This window comes from Shimia sp. R9_1 (genome assembly GCF_017743775.1).
GTDB lineage: Bacteria > Pseudomonadota > Alphaproteobacteria > Rhodobacterales > Rhodobacteraceae > Shimia.
In genome coordinates, this window is the sequence record NZ_JAGHRN010000003.1 from 90053 (window position 1) to 115822 (window position 25770).

At 59.0% G+C, this 25770-nt stretch carries 29 protein-coding genes; 18 read left to right on the forward strand and 11 right to left on the reverse strand.

Annotation, left to right across the window (positions count from 1 at the left end):
- Positions 1-134 precede the first annotated feature (134 nt).
- The 16 genes from J7399_RS11440 (at position 135) to cysE (ending at position 13339) form a co-directional block, all read left to right on the forward strand.
- Entirely contained in the window at positions 135-1334 is a 1200-nt protein-coding gene (locus tag J7399_RS11440) for a phage portal protein (protein WP_209086262.1), read from the forward strand.
- Positions 1321-1554: a hypothetical protein gene (locus J7399_RS11445; protein WP_209086265.1), complete on the forward strand. Its 234-nt coding sequence runs from the start codon at positions 1321-1323 to the stop codon at positions 1552-1554. Before J7399_RS11440 ends, J7399_RS11445 begins: the two co-directional genes overlap by 14 nt.
- Before the next feature lie 42 nt (positions 1555-1596).
- Positions 1597-2136, forward strand: a complete 540-nt coding sequence (locus J7399_RS11450) for an HK97 family phage prohead protease (RefSeq protein WP_209086268.1) — start codon at positions 1597-1599, stop codon at positions 2134-2136.
- A 33-nt stretch (positions 2137-2169) separates the two neighbouring features.
- Positions 2170-3351 (forward strand): phage major capsid protein, encoded by a 1182-nt coding sequence (locus tag J7399_RS11455; RefSeq protein WP_209086271.1) that lies wholly within the window; start codon positions 2170-2172, stop codon positions 3349-3351.
- A 141-nt stretch (positions 3352-3492) separates the two neighbouring features.
- Entirely contained in the window at positions 3493-4092 is a 600-nt protein-coding gene (locus J7399_RS11460; protein WP_209086273.1) for a head-tail connector protein, read from the forward strand.
- 8 nt (positions 4093-4100) lie between these two features.
- Positions 4101-4439, forward strand: coding sequence for a head-tail adaptor protein (locus tag J7399_RS11465; protein WP_209086275.1), 339 nt, complete (start codon positions 4101-4103; stop codon positions 4437-4439).
- Positions 4436-4852 (forward strand): DUF3168 domain-containing protein, encoded by a 417-nt coding sequence (locus J7399_RS11470; RefSeq protein ID WP_209086277.1) that lies wholly within the window; start codon positions 4436-4438, stop codon positions 4850-4852. Before J7399_RS11465 ends, J7399_RS11470 begins: the two co-directional genes overlap by 4 nt.
- 16 nt (positions 4853-4868) lie before the next feature.
- A complete protein-coding gene (locus J7399_RS11475) occupies positions 4869-5282 on the forward strand; it encodes a phage major tail protein, TP901-1 family (RefSeq protein WP_209086279.1) in 414 nt (137 codons plus the stop codon).
- A 2-nt stretch (positions 5283-5284) separates the two neighbouring features.
- Positions 5285-5632, forward strand: coding sequence for a gene transfer agent family protein (locus J7399_RS11480; protein WP_209086281.1), 348 nt, complete (start codon positions 5285-5287; stop codon positions 5630-5632).
- Positions 5619-5822 (forward strand): rcc01693 family protein, encoded by a 204-nt coding sequence (locus J7399_RS11485; RefSeq protein WP_209086283.1) that lies wholly within the window; start codon positions 5619-5621, stop codon positions 5820-5822. Before J7399_RS11480 ends, J7399_RS11485 begins: the two co-directional genes overlap by 14 nt.
- Positions 5815-6468, forward strand: a complete 654-nt coding sequence (locus J7399_RS11490) for a phage tail tape measure protein (RefSeq protein WP_209086286.1) — start codon at positions 5815-5817, stop codon at positions 6466-6468. The genes J7399_RS11485 and J7399_RS11490 overlap by 8 nt, the downstream gene beginning before the upstream one ends.
- A gap of 9 nt (positions 6469-6477) precedes the next feature.
- On the forward strand, positions 6478-7110 hold the full coding sequence (locus tag J7399_RS11495) for a DUF2460 domain-containing protein (protein WP_209086289.1): 633 nt from the start codon (positions 6478-6480) through the stop codon (positions 7108-7110).
- Entirely contained in the window at positions 7110-7994 is an 885-nt protein-coding gene (locus J7399_RS11500) for a DUF2163 domain-containing protein (RefSeq protein WP_209086292.1), read from the forward strand. The genes J7399_RS11495 and J7399_RS11500 overlap by 1 nt, the downstream gene beginning before the upstream one ends.
- Complete coding sequence (locus J7399_RS11505; RefSeq protein ID WP_209086295.1) at positions 7991-8488, forward strand: peptidase; 498 nt, start codon at positions 7991-7993, stop codon at positions 8486-8488. Before J7399_RS11500 ends, J7399_RS11505 begins: the two co-directional genes overlap by 4 nt.
- A complete protein-coding gene (locus J7399_RS11510) occupies positions 8476-12399 on the forward strand; it encodes a glycoside hydrolase/phage tail family protein (protein ID WP_209086297.1) in 3924 nt (1307 codons plus the stop codon). The genes J7399_RS11505 and J7399_RS11510 overlap by 13 nt, the downstream gene beginning before the upstream one ends.
- Positions 12400-12517: 118 nt before the next feature.
- Positions 12518-13339 (forward strand): serine O-acetyltransferase, encoded by an 822-nt coding sequence (cysE, locus tag J7399_RS11515; RefSeq protein WP_209086300.1) that lies wholly within the window; start codon positions 12518-12520, stop codon positions 13337-13339.
- 45 nt (positions 13340-13384) lie between these two features.
- Here the strand turns inward: cysE and J7399_RS11520 are convergent, their stop codons facing one another.
- From J7399_RS11520 to J7399_RS11555, 8 genes are all read right to left on the reverse strand, one after another.
- Positions 13385-13735: a hypothetical protein gene (locus J7399_RS11520; RefSeq protein ID WP_209086304.1), complete on the reverse strand. Its 351-nt coding sequence runs from the start codon at positions 13733-13735 to the stop codon at positions 13385-13387.
- Between the two features lie 376 nt (positions 13736-14111).
- Positions 14112-15413, reverse strand: a complete 1302-nt coding sequence (locus J7399_RS11525; protein WP_209086307.1) for a pyruvate dehydrogenase complex dihydrolipoamide acetyltransferase — start codon at positions 15411-15413, stop codon at positions 14112-14114.
- A gap of 1 nt (position 15414) precedes the next feature.
- Positions 15415-15789: a hypothetical protein gene (locus J7399_RS11530; protein ID WP_209086309.1), complete on the reverse strand. Its 375-nt coding sequence runs from the start codon at positions 15787-15789 to the stop codon at positions 15415-15417.
- Entirely contained in the window at positions 15789-17171 is a 1383-nt protein-coding gene (locus J7399_RS11535) for a pyruvate dehydrogenase complex E1 component subunit beta (protein WP_209086311.1), read from the reverse strand. Before J7399_RS11535 ends, J7399_RS11530 begins: the two co-directional genes overlap by 1 nt.
- Before the next feature lie 24 nt (positions 17172-17195).
- A complete protein-coding gene (gene pdhA, locus J7399_RS11540; RefSeq protein WP_209086314.1) occupies positions 17196-18185 on the reverse strand; it encodes a pyruvate dehydrogenase (acetyl-transferring) E1 component subunit alpha in 990 nt (329 codons plus the stop codon).
- Positions 18186-18405: 220 nt separating this feature from the next.
- Positions 18406-18708 carry a septum formation initiator family protein gene (locus J7399_RS11545; RefSeq protein ID WP_209079000.1) on the reverse strand — a complete coding sequence of 101 codons (303 nt, stop codon included), beginning with the start codon at positions 18706-18708 and terminating at the stop codon, positions 18406-18408.
- Between the two features lie 539 nt (positions 18709-19247).
- Positions 19248-20141 carry a fructose bisphosphate aldolase gene (locus J7399_RS11550; RefSeq protein ID WP_209086316.1) on the reverse strand — a complete coding sequence of 298 codons (894 nt, stop codon included), beginning with the start codon at positions 20139-20141 and terminating at the stop codon, positions 19248-19250.
- A gap of 180 nt (positions 20142-20321) precedes the next feature.
- Positions 20322-21512 (reverse strand): phosphoglycerate kinase, encoded by a 1191-nt coding sequence (locus tag J7399_RS11555; RefSeq protein ID WP_209086318.1) that lies wholly within the window; start codon positions 21510-21512, stop codon positions 20322-20324.
- Between the two features lie 128 nt (positions 21513-21640).
- Between J7399_RS11555 and J7399_RS11560 the strand changes: the two genes are divergently transcribed.
- Both J7399_RS11560 and J7399_RS11565 read left to right on the forward strand, forming a co-directional pair.
- The gene (locus J7399_RS11560) at positions 21641-22153 is read left to right on the forward strand and encodes a peptidylprolyl isomerase (protein WP_209062278.1); all 513 of its coding nucleotides are present in this window, start codon (positions 21641-21643) and stop codon (positions 22151-22153) included.
- The gene (locus tag J7399_RS11565; RefSeq protein WP_209086320.1) at positions 22140-22703 is read left to right on the forward strand and encodes a peptidylprolyl isomerase; all 564 of its coding nucleotides are present in this window, start codon (positions 22140-22142) and stop codon (positions 22701-22703) included. Before J7399_RS11560 ends, J7399_RS11565 begins: the two co-directional genes overlap by 14 nt.
- Before the next feature lie 105 nt (positions 22704-22808).
- On the opposite strand, the gene J7399_RS11570 is transcribed toward J7399_RS11565, so the two are convergent.
- From J7399_RS11570 to J7399_RS11580, 3 genes are all read right to left on the reverse strand, one after another.
- Positions 22809-23957, reverse strand: coding sequence for a 50S ribosomal protein L11 methyltransferase (locus J7399_RS11570; protein ID WP_348539469.1), 1149 nt, complete (start codon positions 23955-23957; stop codon positions 22809-22811).
- A 235-nt stretch (positions 23958-24192) separates the two neighbouring features.
- On the reverse strand, positions 24193-24882 hold the full coding sequence (gene aqpZ / locus J7399_RS11575) for an aquaporin Z (protein ID WP_209086325.1): 690 nt from the start codon (positions 24880-24882) through the stop codon (positions 24193-24195).
- Between the two features lie 153 nt (positions 24883-25035).
- Positions 25036-25626 (reverse strand): hypothetical protein, encoded by a 591-nt coding sequence (locus tag J7399_RS11580; protein WP_209086328.1) that lies wholly within the window; start codon positions 25624-25626, stop codon positions 25036-25038.
- Positions 25627-25770 lie beyond the last annotated feature (144 nt).

Sequence of the window (25770 nt, forward strand, 5' to 3'; positions counted from 1 at the left end):
CGCAACACCGACCGTGCGATCAGGAAGTCGCAAGTTAAGACAAATTTTGGATACCTGTCAGGGTCAAAACGCGAAACGTCAAACGCGTGGCGTGATGCGACAGCGCAAGAGCCTTCAGAATGGGAGCGTCATAAATGCTAGGAAAGATCTTTCAGCGTGGCACAGAGCCAAAGGCTCCCGTGACAGCGACGCCTGAGAAGAAGGCAAGCGCCACGGGGCCGGTTGTGGCCTGGCACGGTGCAGGGCGCGTGGCCTGGAGCCCGCGCGATACGGTATCGCTCACGCGCACAGGCTTTGCGGGTAATCCGGTGGGATTTCGCTGTGTCCGGATGATTGCCGAGGCCGCAGCGGCCTTGCCGGTGGTCTTGCAGGACAGCCGCGCACGCTTTGAGGATCATCCCCTTCTGGCGCTTTTGGCGCGGCCCAATGGCGGGCAGGGACATGCGGAGCTGTTTGAGGCGCTTTACGGGCAGTTGCTGCTTTCGGGCAATGGCTATGTCGAAGCGGTTTCCGGTGCGGCGGAGGCGCCTGCAGAGCTGCATGTGCTGCGCTCTGATCGTATGAGTGTGGTGCCGGGCAATGACGGCTGGCCGATTGCTTATGAATATGCGGTGGGCGCGCGCAAACATCGGTTTGCGGTGGGGGATGTCTCTCCGATTTGCCATATCAAGATGTTTCACCCTCAGGACGATCATTATGGGTTGTCGCCCATGCAGGCGGCGGCGATGGCGATGGATGTGCACAACAGTGCCTCGCGATGGTCCAAAGCCTTGCTCGACAATGCGGCAAGACCGTCTGGCGCGATTGTCTACAAGGCGCATGAGGGACAAGGCAGCCTGACCAATGACCAATATGACCGGCTGGTGAGCGAAATGGAGAGCCACCATCAGGGCGCGCGCAATGCGGGGCGGCCGATGTTGCTGGAAGGTGGGTTGGACTGGAAACCCATGGGATTTTCGCCCAGCGACATGGAGTTCCAGAAAACCAAAGAGGCAGCGGCGCGGGAGATTGCCTTGGCATTTGGCGTACCGCCGATGCTGCTTGGTATCCCCGGAGACGCGACCTATGCGAATTATCAGGAGGCGAACCGCGCGTTCTACCGCCTGACGGTGTTGCCTCTGGCGAGCCGGGTCACGGCAGCGGTGGGGACTTGGCTGGCGCAACATACCGGCGAGGCTTTGCAGCTTAAGCCAGACCTCGATCAGGTGCCTGCCTTGGCGCCAGAGCGGGAGGCGCATTGGACCCGTATCGCAGGGGCGGATTTTCTGAGCGAGACGGAGAAACGCGCGATGCTGGGTCTGCCCGCGCGCGCGGCTGAGGATGCCGATGCGTGAGCCGCGCTACGGGTTTGAGCATTTTGACTGTGCGCCGGGTCTGCGGCTTGAGGCACATGAGCGGGTGGCAAAGTTGCAGTTTGATAGTTTGAACCGCCGGTTGGACAAGATTGAGCAGCTGATGGAGCGCTTAGAGCGGCGGCTCTGGTTAACGGTATATGGCGTGGTTGGCGTGATCCTGTCTCAGGCCGTCCAGTCGCTGATGAGCGTGACGCCGTGAAGCGCGTTTGGCGAAGTGAGAGGGAAGCGGATGCAGCAACAGATGGAACTTGAAACCAAATTCGCGCGGGTCGGGAACGGGCTGACGGTGGAAGAGGGCAATGTGATTGCCGGATACGCTAGCCTGTTTGATGCGCCAGACCAAGGTGGCGATGTGGTGCAACGCGGTGCCTACGCCAAGTCGCTGAAGGCGCTCTCAGAAAGCGGACGTCAGGTGAAGATGCTGTGGCAGCACGATCCGCGTGAGCCGATTGGCATCTGGGATGAGGTGCGTGAGGACGGCAAGGGGCTGTGGGTCAAAGGGCGACTGCTCGATAGCGTGGCCAAAGGCCGTGAAGCGATGGCTTTGATTGCGGCCGGTGCGATTGACGGATTGTCGATTGGCTACCGCACGCAGAAGGCGGCGAAGAGTGCGAAAGGCCAAAGGCTTTTGCAGGAGCTTGAGCTTTGGGAGGTGTCTTTGGTGACATTTCCGATGCTGCCAAGCGCGCGGCTGACCGCGAAGGAGGACGGCGCGCTGCCTGCATTGCGCGCGATGGTGGCTGCGTTTGAAGACGCCAGCCGTGTGATGACAGCGCGTTAGAGCGCGCGAAACAACAGAAGCGAGAACGGGAAGATGTCGAAAACCGAGACCGAGTCTCGGATCGGAGAAGATGTGTCTTCGATCCAGGATGTGACCGATGCGGTGGAGAAATTCACCAGCGATCTGAGTGCCTTCACAGGTGACATTCAAGCAGAATTGAAACAGCAGAAAGAGCGATTGACCATGTTAGAGCGCAAATCCATTTCCGCGGCGCGGCCGCATCTGGCCGCAGCCACCGACTTTGACGCGCCCCATCAGAAGGCCTTTGACGCCTATCTGCGCACAGGGGAAGATGACGGGCTGCGCGGACTTGAGCTTGAGGGCAAGGCGATGTCCTCAAGTGTGAACAGCGATGGGGGCTATCTGGTGGATCCGCAAACCGCAGAGACCATCAAATCCGTGCTCAACAGCACCGCGAGCATCCGCGCGATTGCCAATGTGGTGACCGTTGAGGCGGGCTCTTATGATGTGCTGATTGACAGCTCTGATGTGGGCGCGGGCTGGGCTGATGAGACCAGCGCGACCGCGGAAACCGGCACGCCGAATATCGAGCGCATTGCCATTCCGCTGCATGAGCTTTCGGCCCTGCCCAAAGCCTCGCAGCGGCTGTTGGATGACAGTGCGTTTGACATTGAAAGCTGGCTAGCGGGTCGGGTCGCCGACAAGTTTGCCCGCGCTGAAGCGGCGGCCTTCATCAACGGGGATGGGGTGGGCAAACCCACGGGGATCATGACCCATCCCACCGTTGCCGAAGCAAGCTGGAGCTGGGGCAACATCGGTTATGTGGCCACGGGTGCGGACGGGGATTTCAACGGTGCGGATGCGCTGGTGGAATTGGTCTATGCGCTGGGGGCGCAGTATCGCGCCAATGGCAGTTTTGTGATGAATTCCAAGACCGCCGGAGCGGTGCGTAAGTTGAAAGACGCGGACGGGCGCTTCCTGTGGTCAGACGGATTAGCGGCGGGAGAGCCGGCGCGATTGCTCGGCTATCCTGTGCTGATTGCCGAAGATATGCCGGACATTGCCAGCGGCGCAGACGCCATTGCCTTTGGAGATTTTGCGGCGGGCTACACTGTGGCGGAGCGGCCTGATCTGCGTGTGCTGCGCGATCCGTTCAGCGCAAAACCGCATGTGCTTTTCTATGCCACCAAACGCATTGGCGGCGACGTGAGCGATTTTGCGGCGATCAAATTTTTGCGGTTTGCCTTGTCGTAATCCCCGGGTGGGCGCGGGGGTGATCCTCCAAGCCCCGGGCGCGCGTCGGACTGCGTCACGTTGTCTGGCATACCCCCTCCGTTGAAGCGACGTGAGGACGCGCGCCCTTCTGACCGTAAGCGAGAATTTTGGAGTTATTCCATGATGTTAATCGAAGAAGCTTCGGTGCCTGTTTCGGCGTTGCCGGTGGCTGCATTCAAGGAGCATTTGCGGCTTGGCAGCGGCTTTGCAGAAGACAGTTTGCAGGACGGCGTGTTGGAGAGTTTTCTGAGCGCGGCGATGAGCGCTGTGGAAGCGCGCACCGGCAAAATCCTGATCCGCCGTACTTTTGGCTGGACGGTTTATGGCTGGCGCGATGGGGGGGCGCAGGGGCTTCCGGTGGCTCCGGTCACACAAATCCTTGAAGTGACGCTGACCGATGCGCAGGGCGTGGCTGTGACGGTCGCTTCAAGTGCCTACCAGCTTGTGCAGGACACGCACCGCCCAACAGTGCGCGGTGTGGCCGGAGCCTTGCCAGGGATTCCCACCAACGGCAGCGTGACCCTGCGCTTTGAGGCGGGGTTTGGCGCAATCTGGGCAGAGATCCCTGCAGATTTGCGGCAAGCGGTTCTGCTGTTGGCGGCGCATTACTATGAGTTCCGCCAGGAAACCACGCTGAGTGAAGGCTGTATGCCGTTTGGCGTGACCAGTTTGCTGGAGCGGTATCGCGCGGTTCGCTTGGGGCTGGGGGCAGACCAATGAGCCCGGCGATGAGAGCGGTGACGCTGTCGCGCAAGCTGGTACTGGAGCGGCCCTTGGCGGCACCGGACGGCGCAGGCGGCTTTGCCCGCACATGGGAAGCTCTTGGAACGGTCTGGGCCGATGTGCGCCTGCGCAGCGGGCGGGAGCGTGATGGCGGGGACATGTCGCTGAGCAGCGTGCGTTACAAGATCACGCTGCGCGGGGCGCCGGTCGGGTCGCAGATGCGCCCGACGCCGGACTGCCGGTTTCGCGACGGGGCCAGGATTTTCACAATCGAGGCCGTGGCGGAGTCGGATGGTCTTGGGCACTACCTGATTTGCCACGCCACCGAGGAGGAGGCGCAATGAGCTACGGAGCAGGCGCAGCGCTTCAGACGGCAGTCTATCAGGCGCTTCAGGCGGATGAGGCTCTGGATGGGCTGGTGAATGGCGCGGTCTATGACGCGATGCCTGCCGGTCAGGTGCCTGAGCTGTTTGTCTCGCTGGGCGCAGAGACCGTGCGGGACCGCTCTGATCAGTTGAACGGCGGCGCGGAGCATCGCTTTGTTGTCTCCGTTGTCTGTGAGGCGACAGGATTTGCGCGGGCCAAGACCGTCGGGGCGGCGATCAGCGATATTTTGGCTGGCAATCGGCTGCCGTTGGCGCGTGGGCGTGTGGTGTTTCTCGTCTTTGATCGCGCAACGGCGAGACGGGACACGCAGAAAAATCTGCGTCGAATTGATCTGCGGTTTCGGGCGCGGGTTGACGACGATCAAAGCTAAGTTTCGGAGAGAGATGATGGGTGCACAGAGCGGCAAAGATCTGTTGATCAAGGTGGATCTGACTGGGAGTGGTCAGTTTGAGAGCGTGGCGGGGCTGCGCGCGACGCGGATCAGTTTTAACGCGGAAAGCGTGGATGTGACCTCGCTTGAAAGCCAAGGTGGCTGGCGGGAGTTGCTGGCGGGAGCCGGCGTGAAATCGGCGGGGCTGAGCGGATCGGGCGTGTTCAAAGACGCCGCCACGGATGAGCGCGCGCGCCAGATTTTCTTTGACGGGGAAACACCGAATTTTCAGGTGGTTATTCCCGATTTTGGCATCGTGGAAGGGGCGTTTCAGATCACGTCCATCGAGTATGCGGGCAACCATGACGGCGAAGCGACCTATGAGATGGCAATGGCCAGCGCCGGGGCGCTGAGCTTTGCGGCGGTGTGAAGATGGCCAATCCGTTTGCAGGCGAAGTGACGCTGACGATGAACGGGCAGCGGCATGTGCTCAAGCTCACGTTGGGGGCGCTGGCGGAGCTTGAGGCGCAGCTTGGGGAAGACACGCTGGTGGCCTTGATTGCGCGGTTTGAAAACGGAGCGTTTGCGAGCCGTGATGTGCTGGCGCTGATTCTGGCTGGGCTGCGTGGTGGCGGATGGGCCGGAGCGAAAGACGACCTGATGCAGGCGGATATTGCAGGTGGGCCGATGGAAGCGGCGCGGGTGGCCGCGCAGCTGTTGGTCGGCGCATTTGGCGCGCCGGAGGTCCATGGCGCACGAGAGACAGATGGCACGGTTTGACTGGCCAGCACTGATGCGCGCCGGGATTGGCGGATTGCGGCTGACACCCGTGGAGTTCTGGGCGCTCACGCCAGCGGAATTGTCACTGTTGTTGGGAGGCGGGGGCAGCCAGAGCGCGCTCACTCGCGCAGGCTTTGACGCTTTATTGCGCGCCTATCCAGACAGAAATGAGGAGCCTGAAGATGGATGATTTTGACGCCTTTGACGGACAGATTGAGGCGTTGGAAGGCAGCCTCGGCGATGCGGCGGCGATGGTGGCCGGTTTTGACGGGGCGCTGCGGCGGATGCAGCAGTCTTTGAGTGCGACAGGTCAGGATGCGGCGAGCCTTGAAAAGAGCATGAACCGCGGGCTGCGCAAAGCTTTTGATGGTCTTGTGTTTGATGGCGCCAAGCTCTCTGACGCGTTGAGCAATCTGGCGCAGAGCATGGTGAATGCAGCGTATCGCAGTGCGGCGCGGCCGGTTCAGGATCAGCTCGGGCAGGTCATCACCAGCGGTGTCGGCAGTTTTTTTGGGGATTTGTTGCCGTTTGCGGATGGGGCCGGTTTCACACAGGGGCGCGTGATGCCCTTCGCCAATGGAGGCGTCGTGAGCGGGCCGGTGAGTTTTCCCATGCGTGGCGGGCGCGGCTTGATGGGGGAAGCGGGACCCGAAGCAATTTTGCCGCTGTCGCGTGGGCCGGATGGAAAGCTTGGAGTGCGCAGCGCGCAGGGGGCGGCCCCGGTGCAGGTGGTGGTGAATGTCTCCACACCGGATGCAGAGAGTTTTCAGCGCTCCAAAGGGCAGATCGCCACGCAGATGAGCCGCGCTTTGGCACGGGCGCAACGCAACAGATAGGAGGGCGCGATGAGTTTTCACGAAGTGCAATTTCCCACGACGTTGAGTTTTGGCTCAGTGGGAGGGCCGCAGCGTCGCACGGAGGTGGTGACACTGGTGAATGGATTTGAGGAGCGCAACACGCCTTGGGCGCATTCGCGGCGCAGCTATGATGCAGGCTTGGCGATGCGTTCTGTGGATGATTTGGGGACGTTGATTGCGTTTTTTGAGGCGCGGCAGGGGCAGCTCAATGGGTTTCGTTGGAAAGACTGGTCGGACTACAAATCATGTCCTGTGTCTCAGGAAGTGCGGTTTGATGATCAGGTGATCGGATCAGGAGATGGTAGCAATGGCCTGTTTCAGCTCACAAAAACCTATGTGTCTGGCGCGCAGAGATATGCGCGGCCAATCCACAAACCGGTAGCGGGCACTGTGCGGGTCGGCGTGGACGGTGCTGCGCTTGTGGAAGGTGACGACTTCACAGTTAACAGTGAGACAGGCGAGATCACATTGATCTCCTCTCCTGCTGTCGGGGCTGAGGTCACTGCAGGGTTCGAGTTCGATGTGCCGGTGCGTTTTGACACGGATCAGATCCAGACCAGCGTTGCGAGTTTCAAGGCCGGAGACGTGCCCAATGTGCCGATTGTCGAGGTGCGGGTCTGATGGCGTTTCAAACCGAGCTGTTAGCGCATCTTCAAAGCGGGGCCACAACGGTTGCGCGGGCCTGGGGGATTGAGCGGAGTGACGGTGTTCGACTGGGATTCACGGATCATGATAAGGATCTGAGCTTTGAAGGCTTTGTCTTCCGCGCCTCCACGGGATTGACGGCAAGTGCGCTTGAGCAAGGCACCGGGCTGGCTGTGGACAACAGTGAGGCCGTTGGGGTTCTCAGCGATGCTTCGGTGCGCGCCGAGGATATCGCAGCGGGGCGTTTGGATGGGGCGGAGATCACCTGTTGGCTGGTGAACTGGGCGATGCCCACTGAGCGCAGCGTGCTGTTTCGCGGCTCCATCGGAGAGATGCGGCAGGCCGGTGGTGCTTTTGTGGCTGAGCTGCGCGGATTGTCAGAACGGCTGAATATGCCGCGTGGGCGGGTCTACCAGAGGGCCTGCACCGCGGTTTTGGGAGATGCGTCCTGCGGGGTGGATGTGACCGACCCTGCGATGGTGGCGGACCCGGTGGTGGAAGAGCTGCGCGACCGCAGCGTGTTTCGGTTCAGCACTCTGTCGGGTTTTGATCCGGGGTGGTTCACACATGGTCTGCTGCGCGTGCTCGGCGGGGCGGCAGAAGGGCTCACGGGGTTGATCAAACGCGATACCTTTGAGGGTGGCTGGCGCGTGGTTGAGCTGTGGGAGCCGATGCCGATTGTGCTGGCTACCGGTGATCAGCTGCGTCTGATTGCGGGCTGCGACAAGCGGTTTTTAACCTGCGGGGGGAAATTTAGCAACAGGCTGAACTTTCAAGGGTTTCCCGACATTCCCGGTGAAGACTGGATCACCAGTTATCCCACTAAGAGTGGCAGCAACACCGGAGGCAGTTTGCGATGAACACAGCAGACGGAGCGCAGGTGGTGGAAATCGCCCGGCGCTGGATTGGGACACCCTATCGCCATCAGGCAAGCCTGATGGGTGCAGGCACGGATTGCCTGGGGCTTATTCGCGGCGTGTGGCGCACGCTCTACGGGCAAGAGGCCGCTTTGGTGCCGCCTTACACAAAGGATTGGGCAGAAGCGCACAATGAGGAAGTGCTCTGGCAGGCGGCGGCAACCTATTTGCTGCCCAAGTCGCTCGCCGAGGAGGCTGCGGGAGATGTGCTGTTGTTTCGTATGAAATCGGGCGCTGTGGCCAAGCATCTAGGCATCGCAGGGCGCGTGGGGGCGGAGGCCAGCGTGATCCATGCCTATGGCGGGCATGCAGTGGTGGAAAATGCGCTGAGCTTGCCATGGCGCCGCCGCATCGTCGGGCGTTTCGCGTTTCCTGCGCCAGAGACGGATCTTTCAGAGGCAGCAGCCAATAAGGAGTGCAGCACATGGCGACGGTGATTTTGGCTGCGGCAGGCGCGGCTGTTGGAGGATCGCTTGGTGGGACGGTTGCCGGGATCACGACGGCGGCGGTTGGCCGTTTTGCGGGCGCGACAGTTGGCAAGCTGATTGATCAGAGCCTGCTGGGCGGCGGGGCCGATGTGGTGGAAACCGGCAAAGTCGAGCGCTTTCGCCTGACTGGATCTGCAGAAGGCGCAGCGCAGGCGCGTGTTTTTGGGCGGGTGCGCCTGCCAGGGCAGGTGATCTGGACAACACGTTTTCTGGAAACCGTCACTGAGACAGAGGCGAGCGGCGGTAAGGGACGCCCCAGCCAACCCAAGACGCGCAGTTACAGCTATTCGGTGTCTCTGGCGATCGCCCTGTGTGAGGGCGAGATTGCCCGCGTGGGGCGGATCTGGGCGGATGGTATTGAGCTCACGCCAGATGATCTCACCTTTCGTGTGCACAGCGGCAGCGCCGATCAACTGCCCGATCCCAAGATGGAAGCGGTAGAAGGCGCTGGCATGGTGCCGGCTTATCGCGGGACCGCTTATGTGGTGATTGAAGACCTTGAGCTGGCCCCCTTTGGCAATCGCGTGCCGCAGTTCAGCTTTGAGGTTGTGAGACCGACGCCAAGGTTTGTGCCGTCACATGCCTCTGATTATGCCGAGACCGTGCGGGCTGTCGCCTTGATGCCGGGAACAGGCGAGTACGCCTTGGCCAAGTCACAAGTCTATTTACAGAGCGAAACCGGTGAAACGCGGGCGGCGAATGAAAACACTCCGGCGGGAAAGTCGGATTTTTGCGCGTCAGTGGAAGCGCTGACCGAGGAGTTGCCAAACTGTAAGGCCACATCGCTGATCGTCAGTTGGTTTGGCAATGACCTTCGTGCGGCAGAGTGTGAGCTGAGGCCCAAGGTCGAGCAGAGTGACGTGGATGGCGAGAAGATGCCATGGACTGTGGCGGGCGTTCCTCGGGCGCAGGCGCAGGAAGTGGCGCGCGTCGCGGGGCGACCGGTTTATGGGGGAACGCCTGCGGATGCAGCGGTGATTGAGGCGATAAGCCATTTGCAGAGCGCTGGGCTGGACGTGATGTTTTCCCCGTTCATTCTGATGGGGCAGCTGGAGGGCAATGGGCGCAACGATCCATGGAGCGATGCCATAGACCAGCCGGTGTTGCCGTGGCGGGGGCGTATCACGCTTTCCAAAGCGCCGGGGCAGGTTGGGACGACAGATGGCACAAGCGCAGCGGATGCGGAGGTCGCAGCGTTCTTCGGCACCGCGCAAGCTTCAGACTTTCAGGTGTCGAGCCATGGCGTGAGCTACAGTGGGCCGGAGGAGTGGTCTTATCGCCGGTTTATACTGCACAATGCGGCGCTATGTGCCGCGGCGGGGGGCGTTGACGCCTTTTGCATCGGCTCGGAAATGCGCGCCCTGACCCAGATTAGAGGGGCCAACGGATTTCCAGCTGTTGGTCAGTTAATTGCGTTAGCGGCGGAGGCGCGTATCTTACTCGGCCCATCCGTCAAAATCGGCTACGCGGCGGATTGGTCAGAGTATTTTGGCTACCACCCGCAGGATGGCAGCGGGGATGTGTATTTTCATCTAGATCCCCTCTGGGCGGATGCGGAGATCGATTTTATCGGGATCGACAACTATATGCCGCTGTCAGATTGGCGTTATGAGGCGGACCATAGTGATGGGGAGGCCTGGGATGCGGTTCACAATCTCTCTTATCTGAAGACACAGATTGCGGGTGGGGAAGGGTATGACTGGTATTACCCGTCGCGCGCGGCGCGGGATGTGCAAAGCCGCAGTCCGGTCGAGGATGGCGCTTTTGGCGAACCTTGGGTCTATCGCTACAAAGACATCAGGAACTGGTGGTCGAACCCGCATCATGAACGTATCGGAGGCCAGCGTCAGGCCACTCAGACAGCATGGGTGCCAGCTTCTAAGCCTGTCTGGTTCACGGAGATAGGCTGCGCGGCAATCGATTTGGGTACAAATCAGCCCAATAAGTTTTTGGACGAAAAATCCTCTGAATCCGCTTTGCCCTTTTACTCCAGAGGGTTGCGGGATGACCTTATGCAGCAGTCTTATATGCAGGCATTGCATGAGTATTGGAAGCAGCCAGCCAACAATCCGGTCTCTGGGGCATATGGCGGGCCTATGGTTGATACCCAGCGCATGTTTGCCTGGGCCTGGGATGCGCGTCCGTTTCCCGCCTTTCCCAATGAGCGGGAGATTTGGACGGATGGTGGGAACTACGCCAAGGGGCATTGGCTCAATGGGCGGGCTTCGAACCGCACCTTGGCGTCAGTTGTTGAGGAAATCTGCATTGCTGCTGGCGTTGAGCACTACGATGTTTCGAAGCTCTACGGCGTCGTGCGTGGCTATGTTCAGAGTGACGTGGCAGATGGGCGCGCCGCTTTACAGCCTTTGATGTTGCGCCATGGATTTGATGCGCTGGAGCGCGATGGCGTCCTGTGTTTCGTGATGCGGGGCTTGCGTGGCGAAACAGTGTTGAACACAGATGATTTGGCGCTTTCGAGTGACATCGATGGGGATTGGGAGCTGAGCCGCGCGCCCGATGCGGAAATGGCGGGCCGTGTGCGTTTGAACTTCACCTTGGCAGAGCGAGACTTTGATGCGGCTTCAGAGGAAGCCATTTTGCATGATGAAGCCACCTTTGCGGTGGCGCAAAGCGAGGTCACGGAGGTTTTGACGCGCAGTGAGGGACGGCAGACCGCTGAGAGATGGCTCGCTGAAGCGCGTGTTGCCAGAGATCGCGTGAAGCTGGCTCTCCCCCCGAGCCGGATGGAGCTGGGGGCTGGGGACGTGGTCGCGCTGGGCCAAGATGGCATGGAGCAACAGAGCTTTCGACTTGATCGCGTGACACAGCAGGGGACGCAGGTTCTGGAAGGCGCACGCATCGCGCCTTCGATCTACGTTCCCTCAGAGACGGTAAGTGATCCGCCCAGGGGCAGTGGGTTTGTGCCGCCGGTACCAGTGCAGTCACTTTTTCTGGATGTGCCTTTGATGACGGGGGACGAAGTGCCCCATGCGCCCCATATTGCCTGCACAGGCAAACCGTGGCCGGGCAGTGTGGCGGTTTATTCCAGTGATACGGACGAGGGCTACGCGCTCAATCAGCTTCTGGACGCGCCTGCCTTCATTGGGATTACCAAATCGCCGCTACTGTCTGCTGATGCAGGACTATGGGACCGGAGCGCTGGGCTGGAGGTGGAGATGATCCAAGGTACGCTTCAAAGCCTCCCGCGCCTTGAGCTGCTAAATGGCGGTAATCTCGCCTACATCGGCGATGGCACCCCCAAGGGCTGGGAGGCTTTTCAGTTCCAGACCGCTGAGCTGGTCGGGGAGCGACGATACAGGTTGTCAAGTCGCCTCAGAGGGCAGCTTGGGACGGAAGGCGATGTTGCAGCATCCTGGCCGGAAGGAAGTTGGCTTGTGGTCATGTCTCCGGCGGTGACACAGATTGATTTGCCGCGCCAATACCGAGGAGCCGAGCGCAACTACCGTATCGGCCCCGCGCAGCGCGCGTTGTTTGATCCGACATACACCCACTACGTGGAAGCTTTTGAGGGGATTGGCCTTCGACCCTATGCCCCTGTGCATCTCAAGGCGCAAAGGGATGCCGAGGGAGATCTCAAACTAAGTTGGATTAGACGTACCCGACTTGATGGAGACAGTTGGGAGGGGCTGGATGTGCCTTTGGGAGAAGAGAACGAAGCCTACTTGATCAAAGTCTTTGTTGGAGAGGTCCAGATACGGGAGGAACAGGTGCAGACACCGAGCTGGACGTATTCTCAAGCGGATCAGCAGGCAGACGGCATTGGCGCTGGTGGGCGCATTGAGGTGGCACAGATCTCAGCCATTTTTGGTGTGGGCAGCGCAGCGCAAATCACTGTTTAGCCTCGATCACGAGAAAATGAGGTGTTCCATTCCATTTGGTTTTATGTGCATTCACACCTTTGAATTTGGCGCTTGTTGATTACCTAGTGTAGTCTGACAGGGACAGAAAGGTGTGACCATGGCTGAGATGCAACCAAAAGTAACCGAGCTGGACCCGGTTTGGCAGCAGATCACGCGTGAAGCCCAAGAGGCCGTGCGTGAAGAACCTCTGATGGGTGGTTTGGTACACGCTTGTGTATTGCACCATCACTCCATTGAACGCGCTCTGAGCTATCGCTTTGCGGCGAAACTCTCGTCCAACGAGATGTCGATGGTGATCCTGCGCGAGATTGCGGATGAAGCTTTTGCCGCTGATCCGGCCCTCGCAGCGTCGGCGCGTGCGGATCTTATGGCGATCTATGAGCGTGACCCGGCTTGCCACCGTTTGCTGCAACCGATTCTGTATTTCAAAGGCTATCAGGCGGTGCAGGCCTACCGTATCGGTCATTGGCTCTGGGAACAGGGGCGCTATGACCTGTCCTACTTCATCCAGATGCGCACCAGCGAGATTTTTGGCATCGACATCCATCCGGCTGCCAAGATCGGCAAAGGCATCATGATTGACCACGCCCATTCCATTGTGATCGGTGAAACCGCAGTGGTGGGCGACAATGTCTCCATGCTGCACTCGGTGACGCTGGGCGGGACCGGCAAAGAGGAAGAAGACCGCCATCCCAAGATTGGTGACGGCGTTCTGATCGGTGCAGGTGCCAAGGTGCTTGGCAACATTCGTGTGGGCCACTGCAGCCGTATCGCAGCGGGTTCTGTGGTGCTTCAGGAAGTGCCGCCATGCAAAACCGTCGCGGGTGTTCCTGCGAAAGTGGTTGGTGAGGCTGGGTGCGACCAGCCTGCGGTCAGCATGGATCAGGTGCTGTCCGAAGAAGGTAAGATCAAGGTCTAACCTTAGAGAGAATTGTCAGAGCGGCTTGTGATTTCTTTTGTAAAATCAAGCCGCTCTGCTTTGTTCTTGAACTTCGTTTGCAGCCCTGTTGGAAGGCGCAAATTCAAACGCATCCACCAATGATCCAAACTGTACCTGTGTGGAACGGGTCGATTTGAAAGCTTGGTGCGCAGCAAGGGCTGGCTCTGCGATCATTGCCGCGCTGCTCTCATATGTATCCTCTAGATCCGTTGAGACCTTCGCCACAACGGCTTGAAGTTTCGAAATTTGATCGTTGAGGTCCGCGATCTGGTCTGACAGCTCTTGGTTCCGTTTGGCGTAAATCCGGTATGCCGAGGTAAAGCCGATCAGGCAGGCGACCGAGGCGATAGCTGCGCCAGAGGTTCCCAATGTCAAAAGATGCGACCAAAAGGGGGACGCGCTGGACAGTGGGACGAATGCTGACAGCGCGGCGGCCGTTGCACCTGCGATAGAAACCGCGGCGGCCACAGAAGTCAGCAGGGCGCTTCTGGACGCGCGCTTGTGGGGCGCTTTGGCTCTTGAAAATCGTGTTTCTGACACAAGTCTCTCCTGACGCTTGGCCCAACCCATGTGATGCGTAGCGACGTTATAGGGAGGGTCTTATCAGATGTTTAAACTTGTGCCGGTTTACAAGTCGACCCAGCGGAGAACCGCGTGATGAGGGCAGCTCTCAGCGTTATTCCGCTGGAATACGGGCTTATTCGAAGGTGAGAGGGGCAAAAGCGCCATCTCACCTCCCAAAAAGCGACGCTCAGGCGAGCATTGCCATTGGATTTTCAAGATTGTCGACGATGGACTGCAACAGTTGCGCGCCCAAAGCGCCGTCGATCACACGGTGGTCGACAGACAGGGTGACAGACATCACCGTGGCCACGTTGATTTGTCCGTCTTCATCAACAACCGGTTTCTTCGCACCGGCTCCGACCGCTAAAATCGCGCCATGAGGCGGGTTGATCACCGCGTCAAAGTTGTCGATGCCGAACATGCCGAGGTTGGAAATCGCAAAACTGCCGCCCTGAAATTCATGCGGGGCCAGTTTTCGGTCTCGGGCACGGGCGGCGAGGTCTTTCATCTCGGCTGATAGGGCGGACAATGACTTCATTTCCGCGTCTTTCAGCACCGGGGTGAACAGGCCACCTTCGATGGCGACCGCAACGGCCACATCTGAGGGTTTGAGCTTCAAAATCCGGTCGCTGGCCCAGACGGCATTGGCATCCGGCACCTCTTGCAGGGCCAATGCACAGGCTTTGATGATGAAATCATTGACCGAGAGCTTTGCGCCGCGTTTTACCAACTGTTTGTTCAATTGGCTGCGGAAGGCCAGAAGCGCGTCCAGTTTGATGTCACGCCGCAGATAGAAATGCGGAATTGACTGTTTGGCCTCTGTCAAACGTGCAGCGATGGTTTTGCGCATGCCATCAAGCGCGACTTCTTCAAAGTCGCGGTCTGCATACATGCGCAGGATGGTATCCGTTTCGGGGCCGCTGGCCATTGGAGCAGCTTTTGCAGCTGGGGCGGCTGAAACACTTGCCGGCGCTTTGGCTGCGGCTGGTGCGACGCTTGCCCCTTCCACGTCAGCTTTCACGATCCGACCGCGGGGGCCAGAGCCTGTGAGTGTGGCCAAATCAATGCCCTTGTCAGCCGCTATCCTGCGCGCGAGCGGGGAGGCAAAGATACGGTTGCCATCGGAACTGACCGGCGCGGTAGGCGCAGGGGCGCTGGCAGCGGGTGTTTTAGTGGCCTCGGGTGCCTCGGCGGGCGCTGCAGCTGGAGCAGCGGCAGGTGCGGCGCCAATATCGTCCGCGCTTTCGCCATCTTCGAGCAAAATGGCGATAACCGCGTTGACCTGGACCCCTTCGGAGCCTTCCGGAACCAGAATTTTGCCAACTACACCGTCTTCGACGGCTTCAAACTCCATTGTGGCCTTGTCGGTCTCGATTTCCGCGAGCAAATCACCGGAGGAGACAGTGTCGCCCTCTTTCACAAGCCATTTGGCCAAAGTGCCTTCTTCCATCGTAGGGGAAAGCGCGGGCATGAGGATTTCTATGGGCATATTAGCTCTCTCCCTTGAGCGTGCAGTCTTCGGTTACATTCCGAGCGCAATGAGTACGAATGCCAACAACTATGCCGTCTTCTAGACTTAACAAAACGGGACCGGCTGCTATCTCACGGTCGCCTTTTTCGAAATCGAAAACTTCTAGCTCCTTGAGACGATCAACGGCATTTCTTCTGGAAAGACCCAACCAATGCGGTTCGGCCATTGCTTTCAAAACATCACTTTCTTTGCGCAAGGTGTCTTGCTCAGAAAACGCGAAAGTTAGCGAAACACCATGGTCCAAAACTTTGTAGCCTGTATTTAGCAGGGTGTAGCAACCGATCGCTGCTCCACCTACTAGGCTCCCAAATATAAAGCTACGCCAGTGAATCATTACCGATAAGTCACTTGTTTTACCGCCGCGATGACCTCATCGGTGGTCGTCAGCGCCAGTTTTTCGAGGTTTGCGGCGTAAGGCATGGGCACGTCTTTGCCAGTGCAGTTGATCACCGGGGCGTCCAGATAATCAAAGGCGCGCTGCATGATGGTGGCCGAGAGGTGGTTGCCGATGGAGCCAACCGGCCAGCCTTCTTCAACCGTTACGCAGCGGTTGGTTTTCATCACCGAGGCAATGACCGTGTCATAATCAATCGGGCGCAGGGTGCGCAGGTCGATGACTTCTGCGGAAATGCCGTCTTCAGCCAGCTTATCCGCCGCCTCAAGCGCATATTGCATGCCGATGCCGAAGCTCACGATGGTCACATCAGAGCCTTCACGCCAGATGCGGGCCTTGCCAAAAGGAATGGTGAAGTCCTCGATGTCGGGCACATCAAAGCTGCGGCCATACATGATCTCGTTTTCCAGGAAAATCACCGGGTTCGGATCGCGTATGGCGGATTTCAGCAGGCCCTTGGCGTCTGAGGCCGAATAAGGCATCGCCACCTTCAAGCCCGGGATTTGCGCATACCATGCGGCATAGTCCTGGCTATGCTGCGCGCCAACACGGGCGGCTGCGCCGTTGGGGCCACGGAACACCATGGGCGCGCCCATCTGACCGCCGGACATATAGAGCGTTTTGGCCGCTGAATTGATAATTTGGTCAATGGCTTGCATGGCAAAGTTGAATGTCATGAATTCAACAATCGGTTTTAGCCCACCAAAGGCGGCACCGACCGCGATACCGGCAAATCCATGCTCGGTGATCGGCGTGTCGATCACCCGTTTGCTGCCAAACTCGTCGAGCAGACCCTGGCTGACCTTATAGGCGCCCTGATATTCGGCCACCTCTTCGCCCATGAGGTAGACATCGCCGTCGGCGCGCATCTCTTCGGCCATGGCGTCGCGCAGGGCCTCGCGTACGGTCTGAGACTTCATGGGGGTGCCTTCGGGCCAATCGGGGCTCAGATCAGGCGTGGGGGCCTCAGGCGCTGCGACAGTGGCAGGTGCGGCGCTGCTGGCCTCTGAGGAGGCATCAACTGCGGGTGCAGCGGCCTCAGCAGGAGCTGCGGGGGCTTGCAGTGTACTGACGTCTTCGCCGTCTTCGGCGAGGATGGCGATGGCGGTGTTGACCGCGACACCTTCGGTGCCTTCAGCCACCAGAATTTTGCCGATGACGCCTTCGTCAACGGCTTCAAATTCCATGGTGGCCTTGTCGGTTTCAATCTCGGCCAAGATGTCGCCGGATTGTACGGTGTCGCCTTCCTTGACCAGCCATTTGGCCAAGGTGCCCTCTTCCATCGTGGGCGACAGGGCTGGCATGAGAATTTCAGTAGCCATGATAAATGTCCTCTCGTCCGGGGCTTAGGCGTAAATGTCTGTCCTGAGCTCGGCCTCATCAGGCAGCGGGCTCTCTTTGGCAAAATCAGCGGAGGCGTTGACGATGGCTTTGATCTCTTTGTCGATCGCCTTCAGATCATCCTCGCTGGCGTGATTGCCGGTCAGCAGCATTTGACGCACGTTTTCAATGGGATCGCGCTCCTCGCGCATCTTCTGCACCTCTTCTCGGGTGCGGTATTTGGCGGGGTCAGACATGGAGTGGCCGCGATAGCGGTAGGTCTTCACCTCAAGGATGTAAGGCCCTTTGCCGGAGCGGCAGTGTTTGATCGCACGTTCGCCCGCGTCTTTCACCGCCAGCACATCCATACCATCAACCATTTCCCCTGGAATGCCAAAGGCTTCGCCGCGTTTGTAAATGTCGTGCGATGAGGTGGAGCGCGCCTGAGCGGTGCCCATGGCGTATTGGTTGTTTTCAATCACAAAGACCACGGGCAGATCCCAGAGGGCGGCCATGTTGAAGGTCTCATAGACCTGGCCCTGGTTGGCGGCGCCGTCCCCGAAGTAGGTGAAGGTCACGCGGCCGTTGTCTTTGTATTTGTCGGCAAAAGCGAGGCCTGCGCCAAGCGGCACCTGTGCGCCGACGATGCCATGGCCGCCGTAGAAGTGTTTTTCTTTGGAAAACATATGCATGGAGCCACCTTTGCCTTTGGAATAGCCGCCCTCACGCCCGGTGAGTTCGGCCATCACGCCATTGGCGTCCATGCCACAGGCCAGCATGTGGCCGTGATCGCGGTAGGAGGTGATGCGTTTGTCGCCTTCCTCTGTGGCGGCCTCCAGCCCCACCACAACGGCCTCCTGACCGATGTAGAGGTGGCAAAATCCGCCAATCAAACCCATGCCGTAAAGCTGACCGGCTTTCTCCTCAAAGCGCCGGATCAGAAGCATGTCGCGATAATATTGTGTGAGCTCTTCACCCGAGACGTTGGGCTTTTTCGCCGCACGTTTCGCCGCCATCGTGGTTCCTCCCAAGTGCTAAATGGTTTAACTTTAAACCATACTTGGGAAAATGGTAGCGGAAGCCCGAAGCGGTGGCGAGCGAAAAAAGCGTTTGGTTTTCAGGAAGCTGTGCGGCGGGGCCGGGAGCCGTATTCTTGAGCAGCGGAGTGCTGGACTAAGTTGTTGAAACCAGAGAGATTTGCGGAAGCTTTTTCAGTTCACTCTGCTGGCGCGGCGTTCAGCGGATCACCACTTCGTCGGCGCGGATCATGCCCAGTACGTCACGCACCTGTTGGTCCAGAAGGTCCAGATCCAGATAGCTGTCTGACAGGCGGCGGGTGAGGTTTTCCATATAAGCAACCTCCGCCTGAGCGAGGGCAAGCTCGGCCTCAAGCTGTTGCTTCTCCGCGAGGATTTCGACACGGCGGAACAAGCCGTAGTCGCCCTGCACGGCGGCAAAGGTAAAGTAGATCGCCAGCGCAAACGCCAAACCAAAAAACACAACAGCACCAAGAGCTGGGCGGGGGGATGTACCTGTCATTTTTGCCTCTAATGCGCCTTTTGCGGCGTCTTTGGACCAATGTAGCTTAGGTGATTCTTGCTGTGAAACTCTTAAGACAATGTCGGAAAAAATTGCCGCAAGGCGTTGTTTTTATACCTCTGTGGGCGGGATGACAACGTTTGGCAGCATAAAACATCAGGGGTTAGTATCGGCCAAACGCGGCGCACGTTACTCAAATTTAGTTAAAAAACAGTATATTAACGCGCATCGATTTTTGCACCTCAAAAATATCGAAGAATTTTTACTTTGAAACGGGGGACGTTAATTTTTGGCGGATTTTGCGGAATCGGCGAAAATTCAATGTTCGGTATCACGTCGGTATCCCTACGGTATCGCGTAGGTGCGATTTTTCGGCGGTTTGTGGCGGCGCTGATCGTGGACACAACGCGCGTTGCGCAAAGGGTCTCTTAGGGCGCTGAGAGTGCGCTGCACCCCGCAGAATCGCGGCTGGGAAGAGGCGGCATGAAAAAAGGCGCCCCAATGAGGAGCGCCTTGGATGTTTGATAGGCCTGCGGCCCTTAGCCTGCGATGGAGGCCTGATAGATGGTCTCGATAGAGTCCGCGATGGTGCCGTTGAACTCTTCTTCGGTCTGCTGGGCAGAGAGGCCTTCGGTCAGGGCGCGGGAGAAGCTTGCGATCATGCCGGTGTTCTCAGACAGGCGTGCGTTGGCTTCTTCGCGGCTGTAGCCACCGGAGAGCGCAACCACTTTCATCACGCGCGGGTGGTCCACCAGGGTTTTGTACTGGTTGGCCGTGTTGGGCAAGGTGAGCTTCAGCATGACCTGCTTGTCTTCTGGCAGGGCGTCGAGCTCTGCTGTCAGCGCGCCGAGCAGGATGTCTTCGGCTTCGGATTTGTCAGCGATAGAGATGGTCACCTCTGGCTCGATGATCGGCACGAGGCCGTGGCCGAGGATCTGTTTGCCCACTTCGAATTGCTGGGACACAACCGCCTTGATGCCGGCCTCATTGGCGGCAGAGATCACGGAGCGCATCTTGGTGCCAAACACGCCTTTGGCGGCCGCACGTTCGCAAAGCGCGTCAAGCTCTGGCATCGGCTTCATCACCTGACAGCCGTTTTCCTCATCTGCGAGGCCTTTGTCGACTTTCAGGAATGGCACAACGCCGCGCTTCTCCCAGAGGAAGGTCGGGGAGGGCTGGCCGTCGATGTCGCGGTCCATGGTCATTTCAAAGAGGATCGCGCCGACCACTTTGTCGCCGGTGAAGGCAGGGGCCTGCGCAATACGGGAGCGCATGGCGTGGATCATGTCGAACATTTCCGCGTCCGAGCTGTAGGCGGTTTCTTCAACGCCGTAGAGGCGGAGCGCCTTGGGTGTGGAGCCACCGGATTGGTCCAGCGCGGCGATAAAACCGTTTCCGGCGGAAATCTTTTCGGCTTGTGCTTGATTAGACATTGGTGTCCCCGGTCAAAATCTGTTGAGAATAAAGGGTTATGTCCCCATTACCCCCGCTATAGGCGAGCGGGGTCGGGACTTCAATTATGGTGGCGCTATCGAGGTTTAATTTGAGGCTCGATTTAAATCAGCGCCAGCCATGAGGGGCGATTGTGCCCAGGCTGCCTAAGTGCGCAGCGTTTACTGGTTCAGGGCTGCCACGCCGGGCAGCTCTTTGCCTTCCATCCACTCAAGGAATGCGCCGCCTGCGGTGGAGATGTAGCTGAAGTCTGCCGCTGCGCCGGAGGCGTTCAGGGCCGCTACGGTGTCGCCGCCGCCAGCCACAGAGACCAGCGCACCGGATTTGGTGAGCGTGGCGGCTTTGATCGCGGCCGCATCGGTGGCGGCATTGAAAGGCTCGATCTCAAAAGCGCCCATGGGGCCGTTCCAGATCAGGGTTTTAGAGGCTTCAAACACCTCGGCCACGGTGGCCACAGTGGCTGGACCCGCATCCAGGATCATCGCATCGGCAGGGCAGGCATCAGAGGCGACGGTTTCATTGGCGGCATTGGCGGCAAACTCGCGCGCGACCACAACGTCGGTGGGCAGCACGATGTTGCAGCCGGCCTCTTTGGCTTTGGCGAGGATCTCAGACGCGGTGTCGGTCATGTCGTGCTCGGCCAGAGATTTGCCAACGTCGATGCCTTGGGCGGCGAGGAAGGTGTTGGCCATGCCGCCACCGATCACAAGGTGATCCACCTTGGCCACAAGGTTGCCGAGCAGCTCCAGTTTGGTGGAGACTTTTGCTCCACCCACAACGGCGGTCACGGGGCGCACAGGGGTGGCCAGCGCGCCTTCAAGCGCGGAGAGCTCGGCCTGCATCAGGCGGCCCGCACAGGCCGGCAGGGCGTGGGCAAGACCACAGGTGGAGCTGTGGGCGCGGTGGGCGGCGGAAAACGCATCGTTGCAGAAGACATCGCCAAGGGCGGCCATTTGTGCGGTCAGCTCGGCGTCGTTCTTGGTTTCACCGGCGTGGTAGCGGGTGTTTTCCAGGAGCAGCACCTGACCTTCAGGCAACGCCTCAACGGCGGCCTCAGCGGCGGCACCAACGCAATCGGCAGCAAAGAGCACAGAGGTGCCAAAGGCCGCTTCAAGTGCGGGCACCAGTTGCTGCAGGCTCATCTCCGGCACGCGCTCGCCTTTGGGGCGGCCAAAATGCGCCAGAAGGATCGGTTTGCCACCAGCGGCCAGAATGTCGCGCACGGTTGGCACAATGCGGTCGATGCGGGTGGTGTCGGTCACAATCCCGTCAGCCACAGGCACATTGATGTCCACCCGAGTCAGCACCCGTTTGCCGTTCAGATCCATTTGATCGAGGGTTTTCCACGCCATGATCGAAATCTCCAAAGAAATTATGTTGTGGTCTACCTAGCGTACTGGCGGGCTGGGTCAACGATCACTTGGCATTCGCGGCGCAGATGATTAACTAGCGCCCAAGAATTCAGATGAGGAGCGCCCCAATGGCCGAGATCAAAGACCCCGAGAACACCATCCTGATGGAACTGAAAGACGGCACCGTTGTGATTGAGTTGCTGCCGGATGTGGCACCGGGGCACAGCGAGCGCATGAAAGAGCTGGCGCGTTCCGGTCAGTATGACAACGTCGCGTTCCACCGTGTGATCGACGGTTTCATGGCGCAGACCGGCGACGTGGCCAACGGCAACATGGAAAAAGACTTCAACATCCGCATGGCGGGCACCGGTGGCTCTGATCTGCCAAACCTGAAGGCGGAATTCTCCAAGCTGCCACATGACCGCGGCACTTTGGGTGCGGCGCGCAGCCAGATGCCCGACAGCGCGAACAGCCAGTTCTTCATCAACTTCTCCGACAACCACTTCCTGAACGGTCAGTACACCGTTTATGGCCGCGTGATTGAGGGCATGGAGCACGTGGACGCGATTGTACGTGGCGAGCCGCCTGCCAGCCCGGACCGCATGATCAGCGTGAAGGTGGCTGCTGATGTCGACGCTTAAGCTTGCAGCCGCTTTTGCCGTGCTGGCCAGCCCTGTGCTGGCCTCCGGCATCGAGATCGAGGTCGCAGGCGAAGGGGCCAATGGCACCATCGTGATCGACCTGTTTGAGGATGTGGCGCCACAGCACGCCGCGCGCATTGCGGATCTGGCCAGCAAAGGTGAATACGACAATGTGGCGTTTCACCGGGTGATCCAGGGCTTCATGGCGCAGACTGGCGACGTGCAGTTTGGCGATGTCTCTTCTGAAGATTACGACGCGCGCTACTCGGGCCGTGGTGGTTCCGATCAGCCGGATCTGCCAGCGGAGTTTTCCGACCTGAGCTTTGAGCGTGGTGTGGTTGGCATGGCGCGCAGCCAGAGCCCGGACAGTGCAAACAGCCAGTTCTTCATCATGTTTGACGAAGGCACTTTCCTCAATGGGCAGTATACCGTGGTGGGCAAAGTGACCGAAGGTATGGATGTGGTTGACGCAATCAAGCGCGGCCACCGCCAGAGCGGCGCCATCACCGGCGCGCCGGATGTGATGAAAAAGGTCACCGTAACCGAGTGATCTGCGAACAGATCTGCGATGGGGCTATCCGTTGCCGGTTCAGACATGACAACGCCGACCACAGAGGGCTCTGTGGTCGGCGTTTTTGTTGGGTCTGCAGCGGGCTCAGTGCGCGGTGACGGCGCGCATCTCGAGCTGTGGTTGCCAAGCGGTTTGGATGATCGGCTTGTCGCTGTTGTTGACGATGACATGGGGTTGCTCGTGCACGGAGATGCTGAGCTTGGTGGCATCGTGCTGGGCGGTGATGGTCAGGCGAGCCCCCTTGTGGGCGGGCACGGCGCGGTCCAGCAGGAAGGCGGTGCGGCCCCAGTGGCCGTCTGTATCATCGTCGGTGCCAAGCCCGTTGCTCACGGAGATGCCCGGTGCGAGCACCATTTCAAAGCTGAGGCAGACCGCGTGGATTGTGCCGGTGTCCGTGCTGGTGAGCTCGGTGGTCACGCAATCGGGATCAATGCTTGGGTTGGCAAAGTCAAAATGGAAGAGATCGGTGGTAGGGCCAAGAGGGCGCAGGCCGCAGGCGGTGAAGTCATTGGGGGTGACTTGGGCGACGGAGGCAAAATGGTGGAAGGCGCTGAGATCAAAGCCTTCGGCCTCCTGCGGACGCCAGAGGTTGACGAGTTTCTCGCTTTCCACGAGCTGCGCGCGGACGGTGCCGCTTTCGGGGATGGCGCGGGCGCCGGGTTTGGCGAGGGTGGCCATGGCATGGGCCAGTGTGGCCAATGCGCCTTCGCCCAGAAGGTTGCTGTCCACAATCTCAGACAGCACCACATCGGCGCGCTCCGGCATGTCTTCGCCAATGACGATGTTGTGGGACCATTTGGAGATCACGGTGATCTTGTGGCTGAGACCATTGGCGGCAATCACGCGCTTGGCGGCTTCGGCGATCATGGGCTGCTGTTCACAGGCGTAGACATGTTCTGCGCCAGCGCGCGCTGCCAGCATGGCGGTGAGGCCTGCGCCAGAGCCGATGTCGAGCACGATGTCGCCGGGTTTCACCTTGGCGGCGATGGCCTCGGCGTAGGCGGCGTTGCGGGTTTTGTCGGCCATCATGGGGAAATGCCAGCGCGGGACAAACATCTGGTGCAGCTGTTCGCGCAGAAGCTGGGCCTCGTGGTGGTGCGGATCAATCTCAAGCGCTTCAGACAGAAGCTTTGAGGCTGCAAGGCCGCCGTCGCCCAGCGGGGCGTTCTGGGCACGGGCCACAAGCGCGTCGGCCTGTTCTTTGGCAGTGTCCGGGGCGTGGAAGGGGGGCACATTCTGTGCGGTCGGGGCGGGCTGATTTTCCAGCAATTTTAGGATCCCTGATTTTCGTCAAAACTAAATCAAGGCTTAGAGATACGTGGTTAAGGAGAGGTGAAGTGAGGCAGGGCAAATGGCGCGCCAAAACCCTGCTCACAGCGATGTGTCTAAGGCGCTGAAATTTATCTCACCGCAGGTAGGAGTGGGGCGCGGGCCGGTGCGGCGGCGCACGCCACTATTTCACGTTTCGTTAGTCATCCGTGCTGGCGAGTTTCCAGAGCACCGCGCCAATTGCGGCCCCCACCAGCGGGGCCACCCAGAAGAGCCAGAGCTGGGCAAGGGCAGGGCCGTCTGCAAAGAGCGCAACGCCGGTGGAGCGGGCCGGATTGACGGAGGTGTTGGTCACCGGGATGGAGATCAGATGGATCAGGGTCAGGGCCAAGCCAATGGCGATGGGACCAAAGCCGATGGGCGCGCCGTGGGACGTGGCCCCGAGGATGATAAAGAGGAAGGCCGCTGTCATCACAATCTCGGTGATCAGCGCGGAGATCATGGAGTAGCCTTGGGGAGAGGCGTCGCCATAACCGTTAGAGGCAAAACCACCTGCGCCTGCGAAATCCGGTGCGCCGGAGATGATTAGATAGAGCACGAGGGCGGCGGCGATGGCGCCCACCACCTGTGCGATCCAGTAGGGGATCAGGTCTTTGCCCTCAAAGCGGCCCGCAATCATCAGGCCCAAGCTGACCGCGGGATTGAAATGCCCGCCGGAGATATGGCCCACCGCATAGGCCATGGTGAGTACGGTGAGGCCGAAGGCAAGGCTGACACCGAGCCAGCCGATGCCCACATCCGCGACGCCAGCGGCGAGGACCGCGCTGCCGCAGCCCCCAAGAACAAGCCAGAAGGTGCCAATAAATTCTGCAAATAATTTGTTGAACATAACGTACCTCATAAATCACATACGCGTGATGGTAGGAGGCGCGGGCGTTCAAAGGAAGCCTTTTGTCAGAGGCACTTGGGGCGTGAAATTGGTGCAGCGGCACCCGGCGCAAAGAAAAACCGCGGCTATAGGGCTTACGCCAATATTGGGTCGCTAAGAAAAATCGGCGCTCTTGTCTGGGAGGATTTCATATGTGAACAAAACCTCGTCCCGGTCATCTCCCTTGTTTTGGTTCAGAACATTCAAAATTTGTATACAAGCAAAATAGCCATTTTTGTTTTCAATACAGACAATTTCACCTTCTTTCGGTTGAACGTGACTGTTGCTGTAGTCCAGCTTGGCTGCGTCTTTGATTTCTGAAAATGTTCCAGTGTCAGTCGCTATTGCAACCCGCCTAATATTTTCTGGATATGAATAGAAGTGCACTGACTCTTTTCCTGCTTCAGAAAACTTAAGCGTAAATTTTGTGTCACCCTCGCCGATTTCAAAGTCACCGGCGTTCGAATTGTAGTTGAATGTGACACGGCCCTTTATTCGTCTGGAATAGTTTGTTGCTTTGAAAGGCCACCACACCCCTAAGAGGGTCGTTATTCCGCCAACCATGACGACTAAAGGTTCCATTTGGAAAGCGCAGTCTAAATTCTCAAGTATGAGCCAGAGGATAGACAATGCGATAAACAGAAATGCCAAGATAGTGAGGGCTTTTCGTTGATTTCGTTGGTAGCGATATAGGGTGTTGTGCAAGTCTTTCACCTCTGTATTTTGATGGGCGCCTAGTTCAAGCCAACCTTCCTGTGGCGATGAAACAACTTTGTGGAATTATCTGAATTGCAAAGAAAAACCGCCGCAGCCCGGAGGCAACGGCGGTCAATGTTTCCCAATGGGAAG

Bases quoted from the DNA above. Each gene is read 5' to 3' on its own strand.
- J7399_RS11440 (WP_209086262.1), top strand. From the start codon at position 135: ATGCTAGGAAAGATCTTTCAGCGTGGCACAGAGCCAAAGGCTCCCGTG.
- J7399_RS11445 (WP_209086265.1), top strand. From the start codon at position 1,321: ATGCCGATGCGTGAGCCGCGCTACGGGTTTGAGCATTTTGACTGTGCG.
- J7399_RS11450 (WP_209086268.1), top strand. From the start codon at position 1,597: ATGGAACTTGAAACCAAATTCGCGCGGGTCGGGAACGGGCTGACGGTG.
- J7399_RS11455 (WP_209086271.1), top strand. From the start codon at position 2,170: ATGTCGAAAACCGAGACCGAGTCTCGGATCGGAGAAGATGTGTCTTCG.
- J7399_RS11460 (WP_209086273.1), top strand. From the start codon at position 3,493: ATGATGTTAATCGAAGAAGCTTCGGTGCCTGTTTCGGCGTTGCCGGTG.
- J7399_RS11465 (WP_209086275.1), top strand. From the start codon at position 4,101: ATGAGAGCGGTGACGCTGTCGCGCAAGCTGGTACTGGAGCGGCCCTTG.
- J7399_RS11470 (WP_209086277.1), top strand. From the start codon at position 4,436: ATGAGCTACGGAGCAGGCGCAGCGCTTCAGACGGCAGTCTATCAGGCG.
- J7399_RS11475 (WP_209086279.1), top strand. From the start codon at position 4,869: ATGGGTGCACAGAGCGGCAAAGATCTGTTGATCAAGGTGGATCTGACT.
- J7399_RS11480 (WP_209086281.1), top strand. From the start codon at position 5,285: ATGGCCAATCCGTTTGCAGGCGAAGTGACGCTGACGATGAACGGGCAG.
- J7399_RS11485 (WP_209086283.1), top strand. From the start codon at position 5,619: ATGGCACGGTTTGACTGGCCAGCACTGATGCGCGCCGGGATTGGCGGA.
- J7399_RS11490 (WP_209086286.1), top strand. From the start codon at position 5,815: ATGGATGATTTTGACGCCTTTGACGGACAGATTGAGGCGTTGGAAGGC.
- J7399_RS11495 (WP_209086289.1), top strand. From the start codon at position 6,478: ATGAGTTTTCACGAAGTGCAATTTCCCACGACGTTGAGTTTTGGCTCA.
- J7399_RS11500 (WP_209086292.1), top strand. From the start codon at position 7,110: ATGGCGTTTCAAACCGAGCTGTTAGCGCATCTTCAAAGCGGGGCCACA.
- J7399_RS11505 (WP_209086295.1), top strand. From the start codon at position 7,991: ATGAACACAGCAGACGGAGCGCAGGTGGTGGAAATCGCCCGGCGCTGG.
- J7399_RS11510 (WP_209086297.1), top strand. From the start codon at position 8,476: ATGGCGACGGTGATTTTGGCTGCGGCAGGCGCGGCTGTTGGAGGATCG.
- cysE (WP_209086300.1), top strand. From the start codon at position 12,518: ATGGCTGAGATGCAACCAAAAGTAACCGAGCTGGACCCGGTTTGGCAG.
- J7399_RS11525 (WP_209086307.1), bottom strand. From the start codon at position 15,413: ATGCCCATAGAAATCCTCATGCCCGCGCTTTCCCCTACGATGGAAGAA.
- J7399_RS11530 (WP_209086309.1), bottom strand. From the start codon at position 15,789: ATGATTCACTGGCGTAGCTTTATATTTGGGAGCCTAGTAGGTGGAGCA.
- J7399_RS11535 (WP_209086311.1), bottom strand. From the start codon at position 17,171: ATGGCTACTGAAATTCTCATGCCAGCCCTGTCGCCCACGATGGAAGAG.
- pdhA (WP_209086314.1), bottom strand. From the start codon at position 18,185: ATGGCGGCGAAACGTGCGGCGAAAAAGCCCAACGTCTCGGGTGAAGAG.
- J7399_RS11545 (WP_209079000.1), bottom strand. From the start codon at position 18,708: ATGACAGGTACATCCCCCCGCCCAGCTCTTGGTGCTGTTGTGTTTTTT.
- J7399_RS11550 (WP_209086316.1), bottom strand. From the start codon at position 20,141: ATGTCTAATCAAGCACAAGCCGAAAAGATTTCCGCCGGAAACGGTTTT.
- J7399_RS11555 (WP_209086318.1), bottom strand. From the start codon at position 21,512: ATGGCGTGGAAAACCCTCGATCAAATGGATCTGAACGGCAAACGGGTG.
- J7399_RS11560 (WP_209062278.1), top strand. From the start codon at position 21,641: ATGGCCGAGATCAAAGACCCCGAGAACACCATCCTGATGGAACTGAAA.
- J7399_RS11565 (WP_209086320.1), top strand. From the start codon at position 22,140: ATGTCGACGCTTAAGCTTGCAGCCGCTTTTGCCGTGCTGGCCAGCCCT.
- aqpZ (WP_209086325.1), bottom strand. From the start codon at position 24,882: ATGTTCAACAAATTATTTGCAGAATTTATTGGCACCTTCTGGCTTGTT.